General features: G+C 40.7%; 22 protein-coding genes. 19 read left to right on the top strand and 3 right to left on the bottom strand.

What is annotated here, in order from left to right:
* Positions 1 to 54: 54 nt before the first annotated feature.
* Positions 55 to 963 carry a FecR family protein gene (locus tag N8A89_RS01865; protein ID WP_281540727.1) on the bottom strand — a complete coding sequence of 303 codons (909 nt, stop codon included), beginning with the start codon at positions 961 to 963 and terminating at the stop codon, positions 55 to 57.
* Between the two features lie 48 nt (positions 964 to 1,011).
* Positions 1,012 to 1,536, bottom strand: coding sequence for an RNA polymerase sigma factor (locus tag N8A89_RS01870; RefSeq protein ID WP_281540728.1), 525 nt, complete (start codon positions 1,534 to 1,536; stop codon positions 1,012 to 1,014).
* 114 nt (positions 1,537 to 1,650) lie between these two features.
* Between N8A89_RS01870 and N8A89_RS01875 the strand changes: the two genes are divergently transcribed.
* Both N8A89_RS01875 and N8A89_RS01880 read left to right on the top strand, forming a co-directional pair.
* The gene (locus tag N8A89_RS01875) at positions 1,651 to 3,081 is read left to right on the top strand and encodes a hypothetical protein (protein WP_281540729.1); all 1,431 of its coding nucleotides are present in this window, start codon (positions 1,651 to 1,653) and stop codon (positions 3,079 to 3,081) included.
* Between the two features lie 228 nt (positions 3,082 to 3,309).
* On the top strand, positions 3,310 to 3,735 hold the full coding sequence (locus N8A89_RS01880; RefSeq protein ID WP_281540730.1) for a LytR/AlgR family response regulator transcription factor: 426 nt from the start codon (positions 3,310 to 3,312) through the stop codon (positions 3,733 to 3,735).
* Positions 3,736 to 4,149: 414 nt separating this feature from the next.
* On the opposite strand, the gene N8A89_RS01885 is transcribed toward N8A89_RS01880, so the two are convergent.
* The gene (locus tag N8A89_RS01885) at positions 4,150 to 5,055 is read right to left on the bottom strand and encodes a helix-turn-helix domain-containing protein (protein ID WP_281540731.1); all 906 of its coding nucleotides are present in this window, start codon (positions 5,053 to 5,055) and stop codon (positions 4,150 to 4,152) included.
* A gap of 213 nt (positions 5,056 to 5,268) precedes the next feature.
* Between N8A89_RS01885 and N8A89_RS01890 the strand changes: the two genes are divergently transcribed.
* The 17 genes from N8A89_RS01890 to N8A89_RS01960 all read left to right on the top strand — a co-directional run bounded on the left by N8A89_RS01890 (position 5,269) and on the right by N8A89_RS01960 (position 21,045).
* Positions 5,269 to 5,721, top strand: a complete 453-nt coding sequence (locus N8A89_RS01890) for a nuclear transport factor 2 family protein (protein ID WP_281540732.1) — start codon at positions 5,269 to 5,271, stop codon at positions 5,719 to 5,721.
* 16 nt (positions 5,722 to 5,737) lie between these two features.
* Positions 5,738 to 6,187, top strand: coding sequence for a nuclear transport factor 2 family protein (locus N8A89_RS01895; RefSeq protein WP_281540733.1), 450 nt, complete (start codon positions 5,738 to 5,740; stop codon positions 6,185 to 6,187).
* Positions 6,188 to 6,201: 14 nt separating this feature from the next.
* Complete coding sequence (locus N8A89_RS01900; protein ID WP_281540734.1) at positions 6,202 to 6,819, top strand: flavodoxin; 618 nt, start codon at positions 6,202 to 6,204, stop codon at positions 6,817 to 6,819.
* Between the two features lie 18 nt (positions 6,820 to 6,837).
* Positions 6,838 to 7,305 (top strand): putative quinol monooxygenase, encoded by a 468-nt coding sequence (locus N8A89_RS01905; protein ID WP_281540735.1) that lies wholly within the window; start codon positions 6,838 to 6,840, stop codon positions 7,303 to 7,305.
* A gap of 115 nt (positions 7,306 to 7,420) precedes the next feature.
* Positions 7,421 to 7,885, top strand: coding sequence for a (2Fe-2S)-binding protein (locus N8A89_RS01910; protein ID WP_289644832.1), 465 nt, complete (start codon positions 7,421 to 7,423; stop codon positions 7,883 to 7,885).
* 30 nt (positions 7,886 to 7,915) lie between these two features.
* Positions 7,916 to 8,398, top strand: a complete 483-nt coding sequence (locus N8A89_RS17675) for a twin-arginine translocation signal domain-containing protein (RefSeq protein WP_347343947.1) — start codon at positions 7,916 to 7,918, stop codon at positions 8,396 to 8,398.
* On the top strand, positions 8,353 to 10,113 hold the full coding sequence (locus N8A89_RS01915; RefSeq protein ID WP_347343948.1) for a xanthine dehydrogenase family protein molybdopterin-binding subunit: 1,761 nt from the start codon (positions 8,353 to 8,355) through the stop codon (positions 10,111 to 10,113). The genes N8A89_RS17675 and N8A89_RS01915 overlap by 46 nt, the downstream gene beginning before the upstream one ends.
* A gap of 77 nt (positions 10,114 to 10,190) precedes the next feature.
* A complete protein-coding gene (locus N8A89_RS01920; RefSeq protein ID WP_289644833.1) occupies positions 10,191 to 10,655 on the top strand; it encodes a (2Fe-2S)-binding protein in 465 nt (154 codons plus the stop codon).
* Positions 10,656 to 10,685: 30 nt separating this feature from the next.
* Positions 10,686 to 12,938 (top strand): xanthine dehydrogenase family protein molybdopterin-binding subunit, encoded by a 2,253-nt coding sequence (locus N8A89_RS01925; RefSeq protein WP_289644834.1) that lies wholly within the window; start codon positions 10,686 to 10,688, stop codon positions 12,936 to 12,938.
* Between the two features lie 33 nt (positions 12,939 to 12,971).
* Positions 12,972 to 15,224 (top strand): xanthine dehydrogenase family protein molybdopterin-binding subunit, encoded by a 2,253-nt coding sequence (locus N8A89_RS01930; protein WP_281540738.1) that lies wholly within the window; start codon positions 12,972 to 12,974, stop codon positions 15,222 to 15,224.
* A 365-nt stretch (positions 15,225 to 15,589) separates the two neighbouring features.
* The gene (locus tag N8A89_RS01935) at positions 15,590 to 16,102 is read left to right on the top strand and encodes a universal stress protein (RefSeq protein WP_281540739.1); all 513 of its coding nucleotides are present in this window, start codon (positions 15,590 to 15,592) and stop codon (positions 16,100 to 16,102) included.
* Entirely contained in the window at positions 15,997 to 16,218 is a 222-nt protein-coding gene (locus tag N8A89_RS17760; RefSeq protein WP_430682055.1) for a universal stress protein, read from the top strand. Before N8A89_RS01935 ends, N8A89_RS17760 begins: the two co-directional genes overlap by 106 nt.
* On the top strand, positions 16,188 to 16,430 hold the full coding sequence (locus N8A89_RS01940) for a hypothetical protein (RefSeq protein WP_281540740.1): 243 nt from the start codon (positions 16,188 to 16,190) through the stop codon (positions 16,428 to 16,430). The genes N8A89_RS17760 and N8A89_RS01940 overlap by 31 nt, the downstream gene beginning before the upstream one ends.
* A 203-nt stretch (positions 16,431 to 16,633) precedes the next feature.
* Positions 16,634 to 16,921, top strand: a complete 288-nt coding sequence (locus N8A89_RS01945) for a LapA family protein (RefSeq protein WP_281540741.1) — start codon at positions 16,634 to 16,636, stop codon at positions 16,919 to 16,921.
* Between the two features lie 411 nt (positions 16,922 to 17,332).
* Entirely contained in the window at positions 17,333 to 18,046 is a 714-nt protein-coding gene (locus N8A89_RS01950) for a pirin family protein (RefSeq protein WP_281540742.1), read from the top strand.
* Positions 18,047 to 18,110: 64 nt separating this feature from the next.
* Complete coding sequence (locus N8A89_RS01955) at positions 18,111 to 19,514, top strand: short-chain fatty acid transporter (RefSeq protein ID WP_281540743.1); 1,404 nt, start codon at positions 18,111 to 18,113, stop codon at positions 19,512 to 19,514.
* Positions 19,515 to 19,572: 58 nt separating this feature from the next.
* Positions 19,573 to 21,045 (top strand): M20 family peptidase, encoded by a 1,473-nt coding sequence (locus N8A89_RS01960; protein WP_281540744.1) that lies wholly within the window; start codon positions 19,573 to 19,575, stop codon positions 21,043 to 21,045.
* The last annotated feature ends 9 nt before the right edge of the window (positions 21,046 to 21,054 follow it).

The following is a 21,054-nucleotide window of genomic DNA, read 5'->3' on the forward strand; positions in this document are numbered from 1 at the left end:
AAAGCTAGGTACGCTATAAAGCGATACGAATAGACAAACGCTAAAAAAAATTTCTTAGTCACCTTTACTAAAACGCACCTCGGTGCCCTTTAGTATCTCAAAGTCAAGACTCATAGGCTCGCTGATTGCCTTCAGGGCATTGTCAAGATCGCCATGTACAAAACCTCCTGTGAAAAGTTGGTCGGTATCTACATTGTCAACAGTTATTTTTATGGCGTATTGTCTCTGTAGCTCATCTAGAACCTCAGAAACGGGCACACGTTGAAAATAACTGGTATTATTGGTCCACTGAGGTTCATTGTAGCTATTTTTACCCGAGGTCTTAATACCGTTGACTATTTTAAAATTATCTCCCACTTGTAGGATTTCAGTATGTCCATCGGAAACAACACGTACAGTACCTTCAAAACAGGCAACTTCAAAAAAACCGTTCCTTTGCTTCACATTGAACTCTGTTCCCAGCACGCTTACCGTACCTTCTGGTGTGATTACGTCAAACTTTGCACCTTTCGCTACATCAAAGAAAGCTTCTCCCTTTAATCTTATTTCTCTTTTATTGTCCCACTTGCCTTTATCATAACTCACCTCGGAAAGGGCATTGATCACCACTTTTGATGCGTCGGGCAATTCAATGGTCGTTTTCTCGGCTACCAAAGTTTGTACTTCGGTTAGTTGGTTGGACAAAAAGAAAAAATATACCCCGATAGCAATAACAACTATACTGGCTATACGCAACATTGGTTTGATCCATTCCAATTTTCTGACCTTGGTGTCCGGTACCATGTTTCGCTTCTTGAAAGTTTCAAAATCATCGACTGTAGAAAAATTGGACGCTTTGAAACTTGAAGCATCACTTATTATGTTTTTATAGAACGAAGCATCTTCTAGCGCATCAAATTTCTTGCTTTCTTCTTCGGAAAGTTCGTCTAAAAGCCACTTTTGTATCAAATTGTCTTTGTCCATGATTTCGGATCTTTGTCTATATAACAATGAAGTATTGAATTCTCCTGACTATTTAATCTTAAAATTTTCCAATTCTTTTTTTAATTGATCAAAAGCACTGTAAATACGGTACTCCACAACCTTTTGGGTTACTCCCAATAATTCTGCAATTTCTTGGTGCTTTTTACCTTCTACTTTGTTCAGCATAAAAGCGGTGCGCTGATCGTCGGACAATTTTGAGAGGGCGGCTTGGTACTTTTTGTAGTACTCATCCTTTTCCAGCAGAAACTCAGGATTTTCATTCGTGTATCCTTTTGGGGACTCACTTTTATATTTTAAAACTACTTTTTGGTGCTTTGTCTCATTGAGCATCAAATTATTGGCCACGGTAAACAAAAAGGACTTTGCTTTTTCCGTCGAAACATTTTTACAGTTTTCCCAAAGTTTAACAAAAGCATCCTGAGCTTTATCACTGGGGTTTAATCGGTCACCGTATTTATAGTAGAGAAAATCGTTAAGGCTTTTGGCATATTTGTTATAGATATTGGCAAACAAAGTTTCGTCACAAATATCTTCATGTAAGGCTTTTTCCAAGTGGTTCTAAGTTTACTGTTTAAAAGTAACGATCTTTTTTTGAAATTTTTCAGGAGTTTTTAACGTTTAGTTGTTTTATTCATAATGAGAGTATTTCTAGAAACCATAACTATTATGAAATTCACAACTAAATTTTTCACATTTCTTCTACTTATTCTAATATCCACCCTCACCTCTTGTAGGGAAGAAGAGTTTGCTTTTGAGGGCGTTGCCCCAGAGCAAAGCTTAAGCGCAGGTTCAAATGTAGCGAACTTGTTGGTAAGAACTTCATATAACGATGGTTCTAAAGACAATATCATTGACCAAGCAAGCTGTATTTCTGTTCAACTACCAGTAAACGTAATCGTTAATGGTACGGAGGTTATGGTTAATACTGAAGATGATTTTGACCTTATCGAGGATATATTTGAGCAAAATGATGACGACGAGGATACCTTGGATATTGTTTTTCCGGTAACTATCATATTTCCTGACTTTTCGGAAGAAGTAGTTTTAAATGCAACTGAGCTACAAGAATTTGTAGCCGATTGCTCAGGAGAAAACCAAGTTGACGAGGATATTGAGTGTATTGATTTTGTTTACCCCGTTTCGATTTCAATATTCAACTCCAATACGGAAGAAATTAAAACTATGACCCTGCCGAATGATAAGGCGTTATTTAATTTTGTTTCCGCTCTGGAAAATACCGACGTTGTCAACATCAAGTTTCCAATTTCATTGGTACGTGCCGATGGTATGGAGTTGACAGCAACCGATCTTGAATCACTTGAAAACCAAATTGAAAATGCAAATGGAACTTGTGATGAGGATGACGACAATGACTATAATGACGATGATTGCGGCGACTGCGACCCCACTCAATTGGAAGATGTATTCGCGAGCTGTACGGAATGGGTGGTTGATGGAATAATCAGAAATGACACTAATCTTACAAACTTGTATAACGACCTTTCTTTCAGCTTTCAGGTCGATGGCACCTTAGTGGTCAACTCTGCAACGGAAACTCTAATTGGTAATTGGACTGCTAGCGGTTCAGGAAATCTCATTAATGTGGAAATTTCAGTTCAAGGATTGGACGATTTCAACGATATCTGGTTACTGAACGAAATAGCCTCCGAAAATAGTCAAGGTAGGGTAAACCTGATAATTGGCGAAGACGTACTGCGTTTTGACAATGCCTGTTTAAGTGGCAACGGTAATGGACATATTCCCCAAGATATCAGTCAGGTTCTAACGGACGGAAATTGGACAGTAGATTCATTTATGGAAGGAGATACGGACAGAACCGTTGATTTTAATGCCTATGTCTTGACTTTTGATATTGATGGAAATGTAATTGCAGATAATGGCACACCTACTAATGGTACCTGGAATGAACAAAACGGTGGTCCCTTTATAGAATTTGATTTTGGTATGGTACCGCCTATTGATCAGATCAACAAAGACTGGACAATAGTTTCGGTTTCTGACACTCGTGTAGAATTAAGTTTTATAGATTCTCAAGATTTTGGAAGAAAGGATACCTTGGTTTTAGGTAAGCAATAAAACTTCACTTTAGTTCTAAAACTTTAAAAGACCTTTTTTGAGGTAGGATTTAAACAGGATCCACCTTAAAAAAGGTCATTTTGTTTTTAGTAAATACGCTAAGGATGAACTGCATTGGGTATAATAATTCAGATTTACCTTTATCGAATAAAATGACCGTTCATCTTTTTGGTTCAGGAGTTACTTAAGCGTCCTTGTTTTATACCTATAAACCAAACTGACTCAAACATGACTCTAACTACAATGGTAATCGATGATTCTTCCCTTCAACAATTGGCAACCTGCAAATTGATAAAAGACAACCCCAATCTTAAACTTATCCAGACCTTTAAGGATCCGAAAGCAGGATTAGAGGCCGTTAACCATTTACGACCGGACATTTTGTTCCTTGATGTTGAAATGCCCAATTTAGATGGCTTTGGCGTACTAGAAGGTCTTAAGCACGATTGCCATGTAATACTCAACTCCACCAAATCACAATTTGCATTAAAGGCGTTTCAATATAATCAAGTAAAAGATTACATGACTAAACCTATGAACAAGCCTCGTTTCGAAAAATCTATCGAAAGAGTGTTAAAGAATCTTTCCAAGAGTTCAGGAGCACACATTTTTAATGAAGCCACTAACTCAAGAGTTCTTTCTATGGCTAGTTAAATAATTCTTTTAATTATTGAAAAAATAGTGCGCATAACTCAAGATTATATAGCATAGGTCGTATGGAAACTGTACTTCATTATTCGAAAATGCTCGGGTAAGCCTATAATGGTTGGTTAGTTTCCCATGAAAGCTTCAGTTATGGCAATTAGTACAATCCGGAAAGCAGGAATTCTGGAGTATTAAGGGTGTTAAACGATGAGGTGGTTTCTGGTGGTAGAGTATTCTGTACTCATCCCCATAATAATTGAGAAATCACATAGATACCCTAAAAGGTCAATTACCAAAACTACTATGTGAGATCAAGAATGAGACACCTTGGTAAAAGAAAAGCGGTTTTCGTATAACCCTTAAAATGCCCCTTTTTTAGGCTCTATTTTACTTTAACAAGCATCTTTAATGGTAATGGAAGATTCAATTTAACATCCGATATTCATTAGGGGTCTTCCCCATTTTCTTCTTAAAGAGCCTTGTAAAATGTTGTGGATATTTAAAACCTAGCTCATAGGCTATTTCGCTTAGCGTTTTCTCCGGATCAAAGATTTTCTGTTTGGCTATCTCAATCAACTGGTCTTGAATATGGTCGTTGGCGCTTTTGCCAGTTTCTTTTTTGACCAGGTCGCCGAAATAATTGGAAGACAGCTTTTGTTCCTCGGCAAAATAGCTGACGGAAGGAGTTCCCAGCTCTATGGCTTTTCCTGTTTGGATGTAGGAATTCAAGGAAATCTCAAACTTTTGGATTACACCTAGGTTTTCCTTTCCCCTGGTAATGAACTGCCGATCGTAGAACCGCATACAGTATTTCAAGAATAGTTCAATAGTGGCTACTACGACTTCTTTACTGTGCTTGTCTATTCCATGGGAAAGTTCAGTTCGTATCGTATCAAATAAGTCCAACACCAATTGCCGTTCCTTTTTTGAGATATGGAGTGCTTCATGGGATAGATAGGAGAAAAAACTGTAGTCGCTAATCGTTTTGGCCAAATGGGTTCCATAAAGCAGATCTGGATGAAACAAAAGCGCATGACCGGACGGTTTAAAACTAGCATCGATATGCTCCACCTGCACTACCTGTCCAGGTGCTAAAAACACCAAGGTCCCATCTTGGTAATCATAGTTCTGCCGGCCATATCTTAAAATACAACCTTCGCCTTGTTTCAAGAAAATTCCATAAAAATGATAGCGGACGGCATCGGCAGGCTCCCGCCCATCCAAGGTACCTTCCGAAAGGTCATGGACGCTGACCAAGGGGTGCAAGGTTGACAGATTGAATTTGGAGCAATAGTCATCTACCTTTACCAAGTCTTTCGCTGAAGCCATACGTTTTTTTCTTATTCCGAATTTAGTTAAAGTTTTGTGAATAAGACTAATAGCACATCCAAATCAGTAAAAGTGGTAAGTAAATCTGTAAATCAGGTAACCCGACTATCTTAAATTTTCCATAGGTTTGGGAAACGTGTTAATAAACCATTAAAAAGTTCACCTCATTTCAATAAATAATAGTATTCAGTAGTAACTTTTAAACACTTAAAAATGAAAAATCTAGTATTCGGAATCTTTTTAACCCTAATTAGTGTATCATCTTTCGCTCAAGGTACGGGCATCGAGGCCGAGATTAAGGAACTCTCCAAACAAAAATGGCAATGGATGGCCGATAAAAATGTGGATAAACTGGCAACCCTTTTCCATGATAAATCAAAATTCGTCCACATGAGCGGTTCTTGGAAAAAGGACAGGGAGCTGGAAATCATAGAAACGGGAAGCATTTGGTATAAAAATGCCGAGGTACATGATGTTGCGGTAGAGACATTTGGAGACGACACCGCCGTACTCTGGAACCGTATTACGCTCACAGCGCACGTGAGAGGAAACGATGTTCAAAATGAATTTACGGTAACGGAATTCTATAAAAAAGAAGCAGACGATTGGAAATTGTTGGACCTAACCTTTAGCAGTGTACGCGACACCCATGAAATCGAACATTAAGTAAAATAAAAACATAATGATAAACGGTAAATTGATTTTAGGCGTACTGATTGCTTTTTTAAGCATCCCAATGGTCATGGCGCAATCTACAGAAATTGAAAAGAAAATCAAGGAACTCTCCCAGCAAAAATGGCAATGGATGGCCGACAAGGATGCGGACAAGCTGGCGGAACTATTTCATGATAAGGCCAAGTTTGTGCACATGGGTGGTACCTGGGGCAAAGACCGCGAAGTTGACGTGATCCGAAGCGGCAGAATCCATTACAAAAAGGCTGACGTTCATGAAGTGATGGTCGAAGTGTTGAATGAAAATACCGTAATTCTTTGGAACCAAATTACTTTGCTGGCGGACGTAGGCAGTAATGAAGTAACCAACCCCTTTATGGTCACGGAGGTCTATGTGAAGCAACATGAGGCATGGAAATTGGCGGATTTAACTTTTAGCAAATTGCTAACCAGAGATTAGAAGAAATCGATAACATGAAATTTGTTGCCTACACATGGTATTTGTTTATTTCAGTTGTCTTAGTTGACTTGCAGGCAGAAAAGTTCGTCTCAATAGCAAATTGCCAAAATCCAAAAAGAACAGTAATAATATACCTCTCCCGAACCAGTAATACCAAGGCCGTGGCCGAGATGATTCAAAACGAAGTCGGGGGCGATTTAGTGGGAGTAGAATTGGAAAACCCCTATCCGGAGGATTATGATGCCATTGTAAAACAAGTAGCCGATGAAAATGCAAGCGGGTTTTTACCTCCTTTAAAAACGAAGGTGGATATGGTGCAATACGATACCATCTTCTTCGGGTTCCCGACATGGGGCATGCAACTGCCACCGCCCATGAAAAGCTTTTTGAATGAAAACGATTTGAAGGGTAAAACGCTCATTCCCTTCAACACAAATGCCGGATACGGATTGGGCAGTAGTTTGAAAACCATAAGACAACTGAGCCCTAATAGCAAGATGCTGGAAGAATTTTCCGTAAAGGGAGGAGTGGAAAGGGACGGTATTCTATTTGTGATGGAAGGAAAACGTAAAGTCGAGGTTAGGAAGGCATTGCAAAAATGGTTGAAACGAATAAAGGTAGTAAGGGATTAGAATACCGTATTTTAAGAAATGAAAATCGATAATGACAATGACATGAAACATTTAGGTTTACGTAAACTTTGTTTGATAGTACTATGTAGTATGATGACCGCTATTGTTTCTGGCCAAGAAAATGAGCCCGATGATCAAGCATATACATTGGAAAACATGATGGTCCGCATCGCAGAAATTGAAGTAGACCCGGATTACCTTGAGGAATATATCTCCATTTTGAAAGTGGAAGCCGAAGCTTCCGTCCGTTTGGAGCCCGAGGTCATCTGTATCTATCCCATGTTTCAGAAGGAAAATCCGAACCAAATCCGATTGTTGGAAATATATGCAAATAAAGCGGCCTACGAATCACATCTTCAGACCCCGCATTTCAAACATTACAAGGAGTCCACACTCCCGATGGTTAAATCCTTGCAATTGGTGGATATGGAGGCAATCGACAAAAAAACTATGGTAAACATCTTCAAGAAGATGAATATGCAATGAAAATTTTAAAATGATAACGGATTATCGAAAAATTAACAGAATCGAAGAGGATTTCGAAATCATAAATTCTATAAAATCAGTAACTTTAGAACAATCTCTATAAAACAAGTAAATCATGGCAAACTTCACGCTAAATATCAACGGAACGAAACAAGAGGTAGATGTTGACCCATCAACGCCCATGCTCTGGGTATTACGGGACCACCTCAAGCTGTTAGGCACCAAATACGGCTGCGGTATCGCGCAGTGCGGTGCCTGTACCATACATTTGGGCGACAACGCCGTACGCTCTTGCCAATTACCGGTATCGGCGGCGACTGAACAGAAGATCACGACTATCGAGGGACTTTCCGAAAACGGTGACCATCCTGTACAAAAGGCATGGTTGGAAGTCGATGTTCCCCAATGTGGCTATTGCCAAGCGGGACAGATCATGACCGCTTCGGCCTTGTTGGAAAAAAATCCGAATCCCTCGGACACCGAAATCGAAACGGCCATGAACGGAAACATCTGTCGTTGCGGAACGTATACACGAATCAAGAAGGCCGTCAAACTTGCAGCAAGTTCAGAGAACGTTTAAAATCATCCGGCACATCCTAAAATAAAAATCATGACACAGATAAAAACACAATATAATCGTCGTTCGTTCATAAAAGTATCTGCCGCCGCAGGTGGTGGCATGCTTATCGGTTTTAGTTGGCTGAACGGATGTAAACCCAATACCCCCGAACCAGAACCTGGCGTTGCGGTACCGAATGAGTGGTTCGAAATTAACGGCTACATTAAAATAGGCGATACCGGCATGGTTACCATCTATTCCCCTAATCCTGAAATCGGGCAGAACGTAAGAACTTCAATGCCCATGATCGTTGCCGAGGAACTCGATGTGCCATGGGAAAACGTGGTCGTAGAACAGGCACCTCTAAATACAGGGTGGTATCAAAATCAATTTGCAGGTGGTAGTCTTTCTATTCGGTTGAGTTGGAACGCGCTACGAATGGCGGGAGCTACGGGAAAAAGAATGTTGATGGAAGCGGCAGCAAAAGAATGGGGCCTACAAGTTTCAGATCGACCGCTAGTGAAGGAATCATAAAAGAATCCAATGGTGAACGTACCATCACATATGGGGAAATTGCCTCAAAAGCCGTGGGCTTGGAAGTTCCGGAAGAAGTTGAATTGAAGGCTGTCAAGGATTTCAAATTGATTGGGACAAGCCAAAAAAATGTTGACGGCAAAAAAATTGTAACCGGCGAACCGCTGTTCGGTCTTGATTTCCACAGGGAGGGCATGCAACTCGCAGTTATTCAACATCCACCTGCTTTTGGAATGAAAGTGAAGGATTTCAATGAAGACGAGATAAAAAGTATGCCGGGGGTACATGATGCATTTATCGTGGATACCTCCTTTGAGGACAGTGATAGATTTGATGAAAAAGGTTTTCTACAATTAATAACCATTGTTGGAAATTCCACTTGGGAGTTATTACAGGCTAAAAAGGCACTTAAAGCCAATTATGAGACCGTTGGGGAATTGGAAAGTTCCGCGGTGCATTCAAAACGCCTGGAAGATGCTTTAGTGTCCGGCGAGGTGCAGGAAAGCAGAAAAGATGGTAATCCCGATGCTGCTTTCAAAAAAGCGGCTAAAGTGATAGAGCGAACCTACACCGCACCGTTCATAGCCCACAATACCTTGGAACCTATGAATTTCTTTGCGAACGTAACGGAAGATTCAGCGGAACTTATCGGGCCGACCCAGACACCCGAAGCCTTGGAAGGATCCGTTTCAAAATTACTAGGCCTACCCCTGGAAAACATAACCGTAACCATGACCCGCATCGGTGGCGGATTTGGAAGAAGACTCTACGTCCATTTTGGTGTTGAGGCGGCCGCCATTTCCAAAAAAATCGGTGGGCCGGTCAAACTTATCTATACGAGAGAGGACGACATGACCCAAGGTACCTATCGCCCAACCTATCGCTCGGTATATAAAGCAGGCCTTGATGAGAACAATAACCTGATCGCCTTTACCGTAAAAGGGGCAGGGTTGCCGGATGGACCGGTGTTTCCCAATCGTTTCCCGGCAGGAACCGTCGAGAACTATTCCGCAGAAAAGATAAAAGCGGAAACCAATGTGACTACGGGTGCATGGCGGGCACCACGATCGAATTTTACGGCCGGTGCCGAGCAGGCCTTTTTAGATGAAGTCGCCGAAGCAGCGGGCAAAGACCCCATTGATTTCCGGTTAGAACTTTTTGACCGGGCGATTAAAGATCCTGTTGGGGAGGAGTATGAATATGATGCCGAACGCTATGCGGGTGTCTTGAAATTGGTCAAGGAAAAGGCGAATTGGGGCAAAACGGAGCCCGGTGTCCATCGGGGAGTAGCGGCCTACTTCTGCCATTCTACCTATGTCGCCGAAGTATTCGATATCGTATTGGAAAATGATAATCCGGTAGTCCAAAAGGTCTGGTGTGCTGTGGATTGTGGTATTGTCGTCAACAGAGATGCAGCCAAAAACATGATTGAGGGTGGCGTAGTAGATGGCATTGGTCATTCCATGTACAGTCAGTTGACCTTTGAAAATGGGGCCCCGGAACAAATGAACTTCGACAGCTACCAACTGATTCGAAATTCACAGGCACCGAAGGAGATTGAGGTCTTCTTTGTTGAAAATGAAATTGATCCGACCGGATTGGGGGAGCCGGGATTGCCACCAGCTATTGGAGCACTGGCCAATGCGCTATATAAAGCAAAAGGAATACGCCATTACCATCAACCTTTTATTTCCGAAAAACAGGTTGTGGGTTAGGAATACCTAAGCTTCGGTTAAATTCTAAAGTACGCCCATTTCGTTAGGGCAATATTAAAGTTCAAAAAAATAAGTCCATGGCATCATTTACATTATACATCAATGGAAAAACAGAGGAAGTAGAAGTAGATCCGAGTACACCTATCCTCTGGGTATTACGGGACCACCTGAAGCTGTTAGGTACCAAATACGGCTGCGGTATCGCACAGTGCGGTGCATGTACCATACATTTGGGCGACAACGCGGTACGCTCGTGCCAATTACCGGTATCGGCCGTGGCCGAACAGAAGATCACGACAATCGAGGGACTATCCGAAAACGGCGACCATCCCGTACAAAAGGCATGGTTGGAAGTCGATGTTCCCCAATGTGGCTATTGCCAAGCCGGACAGATCATGACCGCCTCGGCCTTGTTGGAAAAAAATCCGAATCCCTCGGACACCGAAATCGAAACGGCCATGAACGGAAACATCTGTCGTTGCGGAACGTATACGCGAATCAAGAAGGCCGTCAAAACGGCAGCCAATACTGAAAATGCTTAACCTTCGCAATGCACCCTTAAAACTGTGATTATGACACTTATAAAAACCAAAATAGGCAGACGCTCATTTATACGGACAACTACCCTTGCAAGCGGAGGATTGGTACTCAGCTTTAATTGGTTGGCATCCTGCAAAAACAAAACCGAAGAGGAAATTTTGGCCATGCCCAAGGAGTGGTTCGAGATGAATTCGTATTTGAAAATCGGGGACAATGGCGTTGTGTCCATCTATACCCCAAATCCTGAATTCGGTCAGAACATCCGTACTTCAATGCCCATGATCGTCGCCGAGGAATTGGATATCGATTGGAAAAACGTCATTGTGGAACAAGCCCCCTATCACCCTGAAAAATATGGAATGCAATTTACCGGTGGTAGCCGGGGCATTATGACCCGATGGGAACCCCTTCGCCTGGCAGGTGCCTCTGCCAGACATATGTTGGTGGCCGCTGCCGCTGAAGCCTGGCAGGTTCCCGCGGAAGAAATTACAACGGAAAATGGTGTGCTCTATCATAAAACAAGTGAAAAATCGGCAGATTATGGCGAAATGGCTTCGTCCGCTGCAAGCATTGCCATTCCCGAAGATGTACAATTAAAAGAAGTTAAAGACTTTAAAATCATTGGCAAATCCCACAAAAATGTGGATGCCAAGCGCATCGTTACGGGTGAACCGATGTTCGGATTGGATTACCAAAAAGAAGGTATGCTGATCGCTATGATCGAGCATCCGCCCGCTTTTGGAATGACCTTAAAATCAATGGATGATAGTGCTGCCAAATCCATGCCCGGAATTAAAGACGTGGTTGCGATTAAAAGTTTTAAAGATGATTATGAGAAAGGCGGTTTTGATACCAATGCCTTCCCTGAAATAGTCGCCATCGTCGGAAATTCAACTTGGGAAGTGTTACAGGCCAAAAAGAAGTTAAAGGTTGAATGGCAGCCCATTACGGCCTCCTCCGAAACGATTAACGGCTTTAGAGGTAAACAGACTAAAAATATTCCTGCTGGTTTGGAATCTACCACCAGTCACGAAACCAAAATGGAGGAATTGGCAAGTAGGCCTGGGCGAATAGTCCGTCAAGATGGCAACCCCAAAGCTGCCTTTAAAAATGCCGCGAAGGTTATTGAAAGGACTTATTCCGCTCCCTTTCTGGCCCATAATTGCATGGAACCCTTGAATGCTTTTGCCCATGTGGAAGGAGACAAAGCACAGATTGCCGCGCCAGTTCAAATTCCGAGTTTAATTATTCCCACCCTGACTTCTAGTTTGGGGATTCCTGCAGAAAATATTACCATGGAAATGCCACGTATGGGCGGTGGATTTGGTCGTAAAGCCTATGCCCATTATGTCGTGGAAGCCGCATTGATTTCCCAAAAAGTAAATGCACCTGTAAAATTGGTGTACACCCGTGAGGATGATATGACCAATGGCATTTATCGCCCAAGTTATCAAGCGACATACAGAGCGGCGTTGGATGAAAACAATAATTTGACAGCACTACATGTCAAAGCGGGGGGTGTTCCTGAGAGTCCGTTATTTGCCAATCGTTTTCCGGCGGGCGCCGTAGACAATTATATGGCCGAAGAGTGGTCCGTTGATTCCAATATTACCATTGGGGCATTCAGGGCACCACGTTCAAATTTTATGGCCGGTGCCGAACAATCGTTTTTAGATGAAGTTGCCGAAGCTTCGGGCAAAGACCCAATACAGTTTCGATTAGAACTTTTAAAAAGGGCGAAGGATAACCCAGTCGGAGACCGAAATGATTATGATGCGGAACGCTATGCAGGAGTTCTGGAATTGCTACGTGAAAAATCGGATTGGAGCCAAACCCCTGATAATGTTCATCGCGGTGTATCGGCGTATTTCTGCCATAATTCCTACGCCGCACATGTCTTGGATATTCGGATGGAAAAAGGAAAACCTGTAGTTGAAAAAGTAGTTTGTGCTATCGATTGTGGGATAGTAGTGAATCCTGATGCTGCTACGAACATGGCCGAGGGCGCCATAACGGATGGTATTGGTAATGCCTTTTTTGGAGAGTTGACTTTTAAGGACGGTGTGCCACAGAAAACCAATTTCCATGAATATCAAATGATTCGAATGAGCGATGCCCCTGAAGAAATCGAGGTACATTTCGTGCAAAATGAAATACCACCGACGGGAATGGGAGAGCCACCTTTTCCACCAATTTTTGGTGCTATCGCCAATGCACTTTATAAAGCAACCGGACAACGCCATTATCGACAACCTTTTGTTACCGCAAAAGAAGTAGTGGGATAGCAAATTATTAAGAATTTAAACAACATTCATAGAATGACTCTTGTAAAAACTACTATCGGCAGACGTTCCTTTATGAAAAGTTCAGCTTTGGCCGGAGGTGGACTACTACTTGGTTTTAACTGGTTGGCATCCTGCAGTATGACTCCCGAAGAAGTAAATAATCTTCCCAAAGAGTGGTTTGAATTCAACGGATATCTTAAAATAGCGGACAATGGTCAGGTTACCATCATGTCCCCGAATCCAGAGGGTGGTCAAAATGTAAAGACTGCCATGCCCATGATCGTTGCAGAGGAACTGGACATTGATTGGAAGGACGTTATCGTCGAACAAGCACCCTTAAATACCGATTTGTACAACCGTCAATTTATCGGTGGTAGTCAAGCCATTCGAACCAGTTGGGAAGGACTTCGCATGGCGGGTGCTTCTGCAAGGCACATGTTAAAAGCTGCTGCGGCGGAAGCATGGCAAGCACCCATTGAAGAAATTACCACGGAATCCGGACAAGTACTTCATAAATCAAGTAATAAATCGGTATCCTACGGCGAATTGGCCTCGGCAGCGGCACAAGTTTTGGTGCCTGAGGAAGTGGAATTAAAAGAGATCGATAATTTTAAAATCATAGGCACTTCAAAGAAGAACGTGGACGGACTCAAAATCGTAACCGGTAAACCGTTGTTCGGAATTGATACCCATGTTGAAGGTATGTTGACCGCAATGATCGTACATCCACCCGCTTTTGGAATGAAATTTAAATCTGTGGATGAAGCTTCCGTAAAATCGATGCCCGGTATTCGCGATGTTTTTACGATTAAAGTTCTCGATGATGATTATGTGAGACAACATTTTGATACCTGTACCTTTCTTGAGGTTGTTGCCATCGTAGGAAATTCAACTTGGGAGGTCATGAATGCCAAAAATGCAATCGCGGTTGAATGGGAACCTTTTGAAACGTATACCGAAGAAAGGCAACCCTATCGAGGGCCACGGCAAACGCTGACGATTCCTTCAGGATTGGAAAGCAGCTCGGACCATAAAGTAAAGATGGCGGGCATGGCATCCGGAAAAGCTGAGATAGTCCGCAAGGATGGTAATCCAGAAGCAGCTTTCCAAAATGCTGTAAAAGTTATTGAGCGAACCTATACCGCTCCTTTCTTAGCGCACAACTGTATGGAGCCGATGAACTTTTTTGCCGATGTAAAAAGTGATAGCGCCAAATTATCCGGGCCCCTTCAAAAAGCGGAACTTACCGAACAGGCTATCTCTGCGCGGTTAGGAATTCCTATTGAACAAATAGATATCGAACTGACGCGCCTAGGAGGCGGCTATGGGCGACGGTCCTATGCCCACTGGGCTTTGGAAGCAGCATTAATTTCTAAAAAAGTAAATGCGCCTGTTAAATTGGTTTATTCTCGTGAGGATGATATGACAGGCGGTATTTATCGTCCGGCGTATCAGGTTACGTATAAAGCTGCTTTAGATTCAAATAATAATTTGACGGCTATACATGTCAATGCCGGAGGAATTCCGGAAAGCCCACTGTATGCTGATAGATTTCCAGCCGGAGCTGTAGACAATTACCTCGCCGAAAGTTGGACAAGCAACACTAACATTACCATAGGTTCATTTCGGGCACCCCGCTCGAACTTTATGGCCAGTGCCGAACAGTCTTTTTTAGATGAAGTTGCAGATTCTGCAGGAAAAGATGCCATCGATTTTCGTTTGGAACTTTTGGCACGCGCAGCAAAAAATCCCGTAGGGGAGAAAAACGATTATGATGCGGAACGTTATGCAGGTGTCCTGAATTTGGTAAAAGAAAAATCGAATTGGGGCAATAGTGATTCTAGTACTAAGCGTGGAGTAGCAGCTTATTTCTGTCATAATTCATATGCAGCACAAGTTGTAGATATCACGTGGGAAAATGAAAAACCTATTATTCAAAAAGTTACGTGTGCCATAGATTGCGGTATTGTTGTAAATCCTAATGCAGCTAGCAACCTCTGTGAAGGGGGAATAGTTGATGGTATTGGGAATGCTTTATACGGAGAACTTACCTTTAAGGATGGTGTTCCCCAAAAAAGTAATTTCAATGGTTACCGCATGATTCGCATGAGCGAATCGCCCAAGGAAATCGACGTACATTTCGTTAAAAATGATATTGACCCAACCGGTTTAGGTGAGCCGACTTTTCCACCGATATTTGCTGCATTAGCCAACGCAATGTATAATGCTACTGGCAAGCGTTTTTATAATCAACCATTCATTAGCGAAATGGAAGAATTAATGTAGCAGCTTCATTTTTCGAAAAATGGTCTTGAAAAATGAAGGTCCTATGGTTCAACGCAATTTCTTTTAAAGGGTTTCTACTTATTACTTTTTCAAATTACACTCATTGAAAGTGTATCAGAGGTAATTGATATTGAATTTTAGATTTAGATGATGTTCAGTTTACTAAGATTGATTTGTATAGAATAAATTTCTACTATACTAACCTCATATTAAATTGTCAATTTCCAATATTCTTCTCAATAATTACAAAAGGCCTAATTATTTTATCATCCAAGTTAGGTCAGGTATTGATTTTTATTATGTGATATATATCATTTTACTTACGCGAGAAAAACAATAGATTCCTACAAACTAATTCCATTAGTATGAAATCTATTCTCTACGCTACAGATTGCTCAAAACATGACGTTGATATTTTGAACTACGCCCATGAATTGTGTCATAAATTAAAAGCAAACCTCATTCTTTTGCACGTATTTAGTATTCCTCCCGTTCAATTTTCCACAATACGACCACGCAAGCATCTAAGTACCCATGCTAGCGATGAACAGCTAAATATACTAAAGGATTATGCCACAAAACATATAAAGCAGAATGAAATAAAAACGCAGATCAGCTTTAAAGTGAAAGAAAACACATCTATTAGCGATGGGATTTTATCCTCCTTAAAGGAAGTGTCACCTGACCTCTTACTGGTCGGTATGAAAGATGGGCATACTGCGCGCGAGATATTTTCGGGGAGCATTGCCAAGGCCTTACTGGAAAAAGTCAATTGTCCGCTACTGATAGTACCAAACATGAAAAATTTCAAGAATATAAAAAAATCGTTTATGCTACAGACTTTGAAGAAGATGACATTCTTGCCATACAAAGACTAGTTGAAATTGCACAACCCTTAAACGCCGAGATCAATGTTGTGCATATATCCACAAAAGATGAACTTAAAGGAAATGTACGCATGGAATGGCTCAAAAAAAGCTACAAGAAAAAGTAGTCTATCATAATACTACTTTCAATATGGTTTCTCAAGACACCATATACGATGGATTGCGCAGCTATATCAATTCAAATAATGCCGATATAGTAGCCTTATTGGAACGGGAGGAGCATGGATTCTTTAAAAGACTTTTTCATAAAGATTTGACTAAAAAAATTGAATCGAATATTTCAATTCCTATGCTCAGTTTTAATCAGGCCTATCTATAGAGACCTTTATAGAATATTGAATATACTCTTAGCTTCTGTGCCTGCCAAGCGACCTATAAAAGTGAAATTAGATGAACTATTACTTTGCTAACAAGGAATACATATGGGATAAAAACTAAAACGATTTTCTTAAGAACTTAGAATAAAATAAAGGAGCGAAAACAGAAAGAATTAAGAATTTTATTCAGAAAATCTAATAAAAAATGAAACAAACAACTTACTTAGCATTAACGATTATTACACTTATATTTATCGTTGTATTCACACTTCAAAACACTGATGAAGTAAGTATTACCCTATTATTTTGGAATATTAAAACTTCAATGGCCTTATTAATCTTTTCTTTATTCTCTTTTGGGATTATAATTGCAATTTTTGTTTTAACTCCAATAATTATTGCTCTTAAATCTAAGTTGAAAAAAGATGAAAAAATTATTTCCGAATTAAGAGAAACCAAAGAGGTTTTTTCTGAAGAGGAAGTCAAAAAATGAATAACAACTTGCTACGATAAATGGTATATTTAATTGCTAGATATTTGTGAAATCAGGAGTTATACTTTATTCATAGTTCCTCGTAATCTGAAAGAATATAACTCCGAAATGGGCATCTAGTTACCAATGCGTTTCCAAAAATCGCCGTATCCTCCGAAAACGGCCTCTTTGGGATTTATCGCACATCGGTAATCTCGAATCCAAAAAGTACTAAAAGATATTTTCTGGAATTTTTTATGGATATTTTACTAGATTTTGATAAAAATAAACCTGGCTTCCCATAGTGCAGGATTTTTTGACTTTTTCAAAGTTCCTTAAAACGAATTTCTAGTAGTTCTTGATAAAAATTGACCATCGTAATTTTCAATTAAATCCTACGACCAAGTTCCTGAACTTATTAATCTAGATTATATGAAAACTGTACTTCACGAAGCAAATACACGAGGGCATGCCAATCATGGTTGGTTAGATTCCCATCACAGCTTCAGTTTTGCCAATTATTACAATCCGGAACGCATGAATTTTGGAGTATTAAGGGTATTGAACGATGATGTGGTTTCCGGTGGTAGGGGTTTCGGTACCCATCCTCATAACAACATGGAAATCATATCGATACCGTTAGAGGGGGATTTACAGCACATGGATGATATGGGGAACTCCACCATTATTAGGGAAGGAGATATACAAGTTATGAGTGCCGGTACCGGGGTTTCGCATAGTGAATACAATAAAAACAAGGATGAAGCGGTAAAATTTCTTCAAATCTGGATTATTCCCAAAAAACAGAATGTAAGCCCCAGATATGACCAGATATCCATTGCCGATGTAAAGACCCCGAATGAATTCAATCAAATTCTTTCGCCCAACGCCGACGACCAAGGGGTTTGGATTCATCAGGACGCTTGGTTTCATCTAGGTGATTTTGATGCGGGAATAACTAAGGTTTACAATCTTAAAAAGGCTAAAAACGGTGTTTATATTTTTGTACTGGAAGGAACTGTTGAGGTCAATGGACAACGTCTGGAAAGTCGGGATGGTTACGGCATTTGGGACTCCGAGAGTTTTGATTTCATCTCAATTTCAAATTCGGAAGTATTGGTCATGGAAATTCCCATGGAGATGTAAAGGCAATAATTTTTTGTGATTAATTGTCTATTTTTCCGAAGGATAAAAGTGCTTTCGGAAATTTATGATAACAAAGATTGGTCAGAAATTCGCGGACGGTTTCGTCAAATATATGCCCAGCGCATTTGTTTTTGCCTTGATACTAACATTGGTCGCTATTCTTGCGGCATTTTTTCTAACCTCCTCCACCCCGTTAACAATACTATCAGGATGGTTCAATGGCTTTTGGTCCCTGCTCGCTTTTGGCATGCAGATAGCCCTCATTATCGTTACGGCATATAGCATAGCCCAATCTACTCCTGTGGAAAAAGCTATAGATTTTATTGCGAACTACATACGTACTCCAAAACAAGTTTATTTTTGGGTTGTTCTTATCGGTGGTCTACTTTCACTCATCAGTTTTGGGATGGTAGTAGTTGTGGCTATCTTGGGCCGAGCCTTGGCACAGAGGGTTAAAGGGATTAACTACCCCTTTTTAATTGCCTGTGTTTATTTTTCAATGAACGGATGGGTTACCGGGGCATCCAGCTCTATCTCGCTGTTGTTAAACACCCCGGATAATTTTTTAATTTCCGAGGGTATTCTTACCGATGTTATTCCTACTTCTTTTACACTCGGGGCTTTTTTAAATGTGGCCATGATTTTACTTTTTCTCATCTTAGGCCCTATTCTATTTTTGTTTTTGGCTCCCGAACATGCTGAAGGAAAAGAATTGAGTCAATTGATGGAAGACAAAGGGTTTTCAAAAGAAAAATCGATTATGGAAGAGGCAAAATCCTATCAATTACCCACTAAATCGGTTTCAGATTTTTTAAACAATGCGCAATGGCTCCAGCTCACAATCGTTCTTTTAGGAGGTGTTTATATTGTTCATCACTTTATCACGAATGGCTTTGACCTAAATTTTAACATCATGATTTTTATCTTCATGATGTTAGGGTTATTGCTACACAAAACACCGCTTAGATATAGTATTTCCATGCAGCGGGCCAGTCAAAATATTTCGGGTATACTTTTTCAATATCCATTTTATGCTGGAATAATGGGCATTATGTTGTCCACCGGACTGGGCACCCTTATTGGTAACCAACTAAGTTCGGTTGCAACTTTAGAGTCCTATCCTTTCTTTGCCTATGTCGCCGGTGGCATGGTGAATTTTGCTATTCCTTCCGCAGGTGGTGAATTTGCGGTTATTGGCCCCAGCATAATTCAAGTGGTCCAAAACTTGGGTATGGATGCTGGTCTGGCCAATGAACAGATTACTAAAATGATTGCCAGAGCATCCATGTCCGTGGCCTATGGTGAAAGCCTCAGCAACCTTTTACAACCCTTTTATTTATTAGTCGTTTTCCCTGTGATGGGAATTGGTGTAAAGCTCCAGGCAAGGGACATTATAGGATACTTGGTAATTCCCTTTATTCTATTTTTCATCCTACAGTCCCTTTTTGTGCTTTATATACCTATTTAAAAGGTAGTTCTTCATCCTTTTTAAGCTAGTTCGTATATTTAACCAAATTGAAAATTATATGAGAATAATCAAAAAGGCACTCTTTTTATTGGGTGTCGCCCTGGCGTTGCTAATTACTTATTTATTGATGAATGCCTACAATTTCAAATCAAAACAAATAACCGTAGAAGCTGTAACTCCAGTAAAAATTGATAAAAGTGCTATTCAAAATTTTTCAAAAGCCTTACAGATAAAAACAGTCTCACCAGAAAATACGGTAGATTTCGACTCGGTCGAATTTAAAAAATTCAACGACTTCGTTTCAGAAACCTATCCTTTGATGGATTCTCTTTTGGAAAAGAAGATTTTTAACTCATTCAGTCATTTGTATTATTGGCAGGGAACTGATGCTTCTTTAAAACCTATTCTAATGATGGGACATTTAGACGTGGTTCCTATCATTGAAAAAAACCTTCCCGAATGGAAAGTAGCGCCATTTAGTGGTGCAATTGAAAATGATACGATTTGGGGTCGAGGGGCCATAGACGATAAGGTCGGGGTCATTGGAATAATGGAAGCTGTGGAGTTGCTTTTAAAACAAAACTACACTCCAAAACGAAGTTACTATTTTGCCTTTGGCCATGACGAAGAAATCGGCGGCCCCAACGGCGCTATTGCCATGGCAAAATACTTGAAGGAACAGGGAGTTACTGTAGAATTTATAATGGATGAGGGAGGCGTTATTGCTGACGGTTTAATTCCGGATATCACTAAAGAAGTCGCCCTAATCGGTACGGCGGAGAAAGGTTACTTGACCTTAAATCTTGCGGTTAAAATTGAGGGAGGACATTCTTCCATGCCAGGCAAGGAAACCGACATAGACGTAATGTCCAACGCGATCACAAGACTTAAAAACAATCAATTACAGCCAAAAATTACGATTCCCTTACAAGGTTTTATGGAGTATTTAGGGCCAGAAATGCCTTTTGTGAACAAAGTGGTTTTTGCGAACAGCGGTCTTTTGGAACCACTAATCCTTAATCTTTATGAGAACAGTGCTTCTGGAAATGCGCTGATACGCACTACGACTTCCCCGACTATTTTCAACAGTGGTATAAAGGACAACATAATACCCCAGCGTGCCAATGCAACCGTAAATTTTAGGGTTTTACCCGAAACAACCATTGATGATGTCATTACCCATGTAAAAACTACCATTAACGATGAGAGAATAACGATTACCAAAGGAGCTACTATAACTGAGGCTTCCAGCCTTTCCAAAACTGATTCTTTTGGTTTTAATGCCTTGAACAAAACAATATTACAATTGTTCCCAGAGGTTTTGGTTTCTCCAAATTTGGTTGTAGGTGCTACGGATTCGAGGCATTACAAGGATATTTCCGATGATATATATCGGTTTTCGCCCATACACCTAAACGATAATACCAAAAAGTCCTTTCATGGACTGAACGAACGTTTGGCCGTGGCTGATTTTTATGATGCCATCCAATTCTATGTACAGCTTATTAAAAATACTAATGAAACTAGCTAGTTTCTCTTC

The organism is Maribacter aestuarii, from assembly GCF_027474845.2.
Classification (GTDB): domain Bacteria; phylum Bacteroidota; class Bacteroidia; order Flavobacteriales; family Flavobacteriaceae; genus Maribacter; species Maribacter aestuarii.

Coding starts and splice junctions, on each gene's coding strand:
- N8A89_RS01865 (WP_281540727.1), bottom strand. CDS start 963: ATGGACAAAGACAATTTGATACAAAAGTGGCTTTTAGACGAACTTTCC.
- N8A89_RS01875 (WP_281540729.1), top strand. CDS start 1,651: ATGAAATTCACAACTAAATTTTTCACATTTCTTCTACTTATTCTAATA.
- N8A89_RS01880 (WP_281540730.1), top strand. CDS start 3,310: ATGACTCTAACTACAATGGTAATCGATGATTCTTCCCTTCAACAATTG.
- N8A89_RS01885 (WP_281540731.1), bottom strand. CDS start 5,055: ATGGCTTCAGCGAAAGACTTGGTAAAGGTAGATGACTATTGCTCCAAA.
- N8A89_RS01890 (WP_281540732.1), top strand. CDS start 5,269: ATGAAAAATCTAGTATTCGGAATCTTTTTAACCCTAATTAGTGTATCA.
- N8A89_RS01895 (WP_281540733.1), top strand. CDS start 5,738: ATGATAAACGGTAAATTGATTTTAGGCGTACTGATTGCTTTTTTAAGC.
- N8A89_RS01900 (WP_281540734.1), top strand. CDS start 6,202: ATGAAATTTGTTGCCTACACATGGTATTTGTTTATTTCAGTTGTCTTA.
- N8A89_RS01905 (WP_281540735.1), top strand. CDS start 6,838: ATGAAAATCGATAATGACAATGACATGAAACATTTAGGTTTACGTAAA.
- N8A89_RS01910 (WP_289644832.1), top strand. CDS start 7,421: ATGGCAAACTTCACGCTAAATATCAACGGAACGAAACAAGAGGTAGAT.
- N8A89_RS17675 (WP_347343947.1), top strand. CDS start 7,916: ATGACACAGATAAAAACACAATATAATCGTCGTTCGTTCATAAAAGTA.
- N8A89_RS01915 (WP_347343948.1), top strand. CDS start 8,353: ATGGGGCCTACAAGTTTCAGATCGACCGCTAGTGAAGGAATCATAAAA.
- N8A89_RS01920 (WP_289644833.1), top strand. CDS start 10,191: ATGGCATCATTTACATTATACATCAATGGAAAAACAGAGGAAGTAGAA.
- N8A89_RS01925 (WP_289644834.1), top strand. CDS start 10,686: ATGACACTTATAAAAACCAAAATAGGCAGACGCTCATTTATACGGACA.
- N8A89_RS01930 (WP_281540738.1), top strand. CDS start 12,972: ATGACTCTTGTAAAAACTACTATCGGCAGACGTTCCTTTATGAAAAGT.
- N8A89_RS01935 (WP_281540739.1), top strand. CDS start 15,590: ATGAAATCTATTCTCTACGCTACAGATTGCTCAAAACATGACGTTGAT.
- N8A89_RS01940 (WP_281540740.1), top strand. CDS start 16,188: ATGGCTCAAAAAAAGCTACAAGAAAAAGTAGTCTATCATAATACTACT.
- N8A89_RS01945 (WP_281540741.1), top strand. CDS start 16,634: ATGAAACAAACAACTTACTTAGCATTAACGATTATTACACTTATATTT.
- N8A89_RS01950 (WP_281540742.1), top strand. CDS start 17,333: ATGAAAACTGTACTTCACGAAGCAAATACACGAGGGCATGCCAATCAT.
- N8A89_RS01955 (WP_281540743.1), top strand. CDS start 18,111: ATGATAACAAAGATTGGTCAGAAATTCGCGGACGGTTTCGTCAAATAT.
- N8A89_RS01960 (WP_281540744.1), top strand. CDS start 19,573: ATGAGAATAATCAAAAAGGCACTCTTTTTATTGGGTGTCGCCCTGGCG.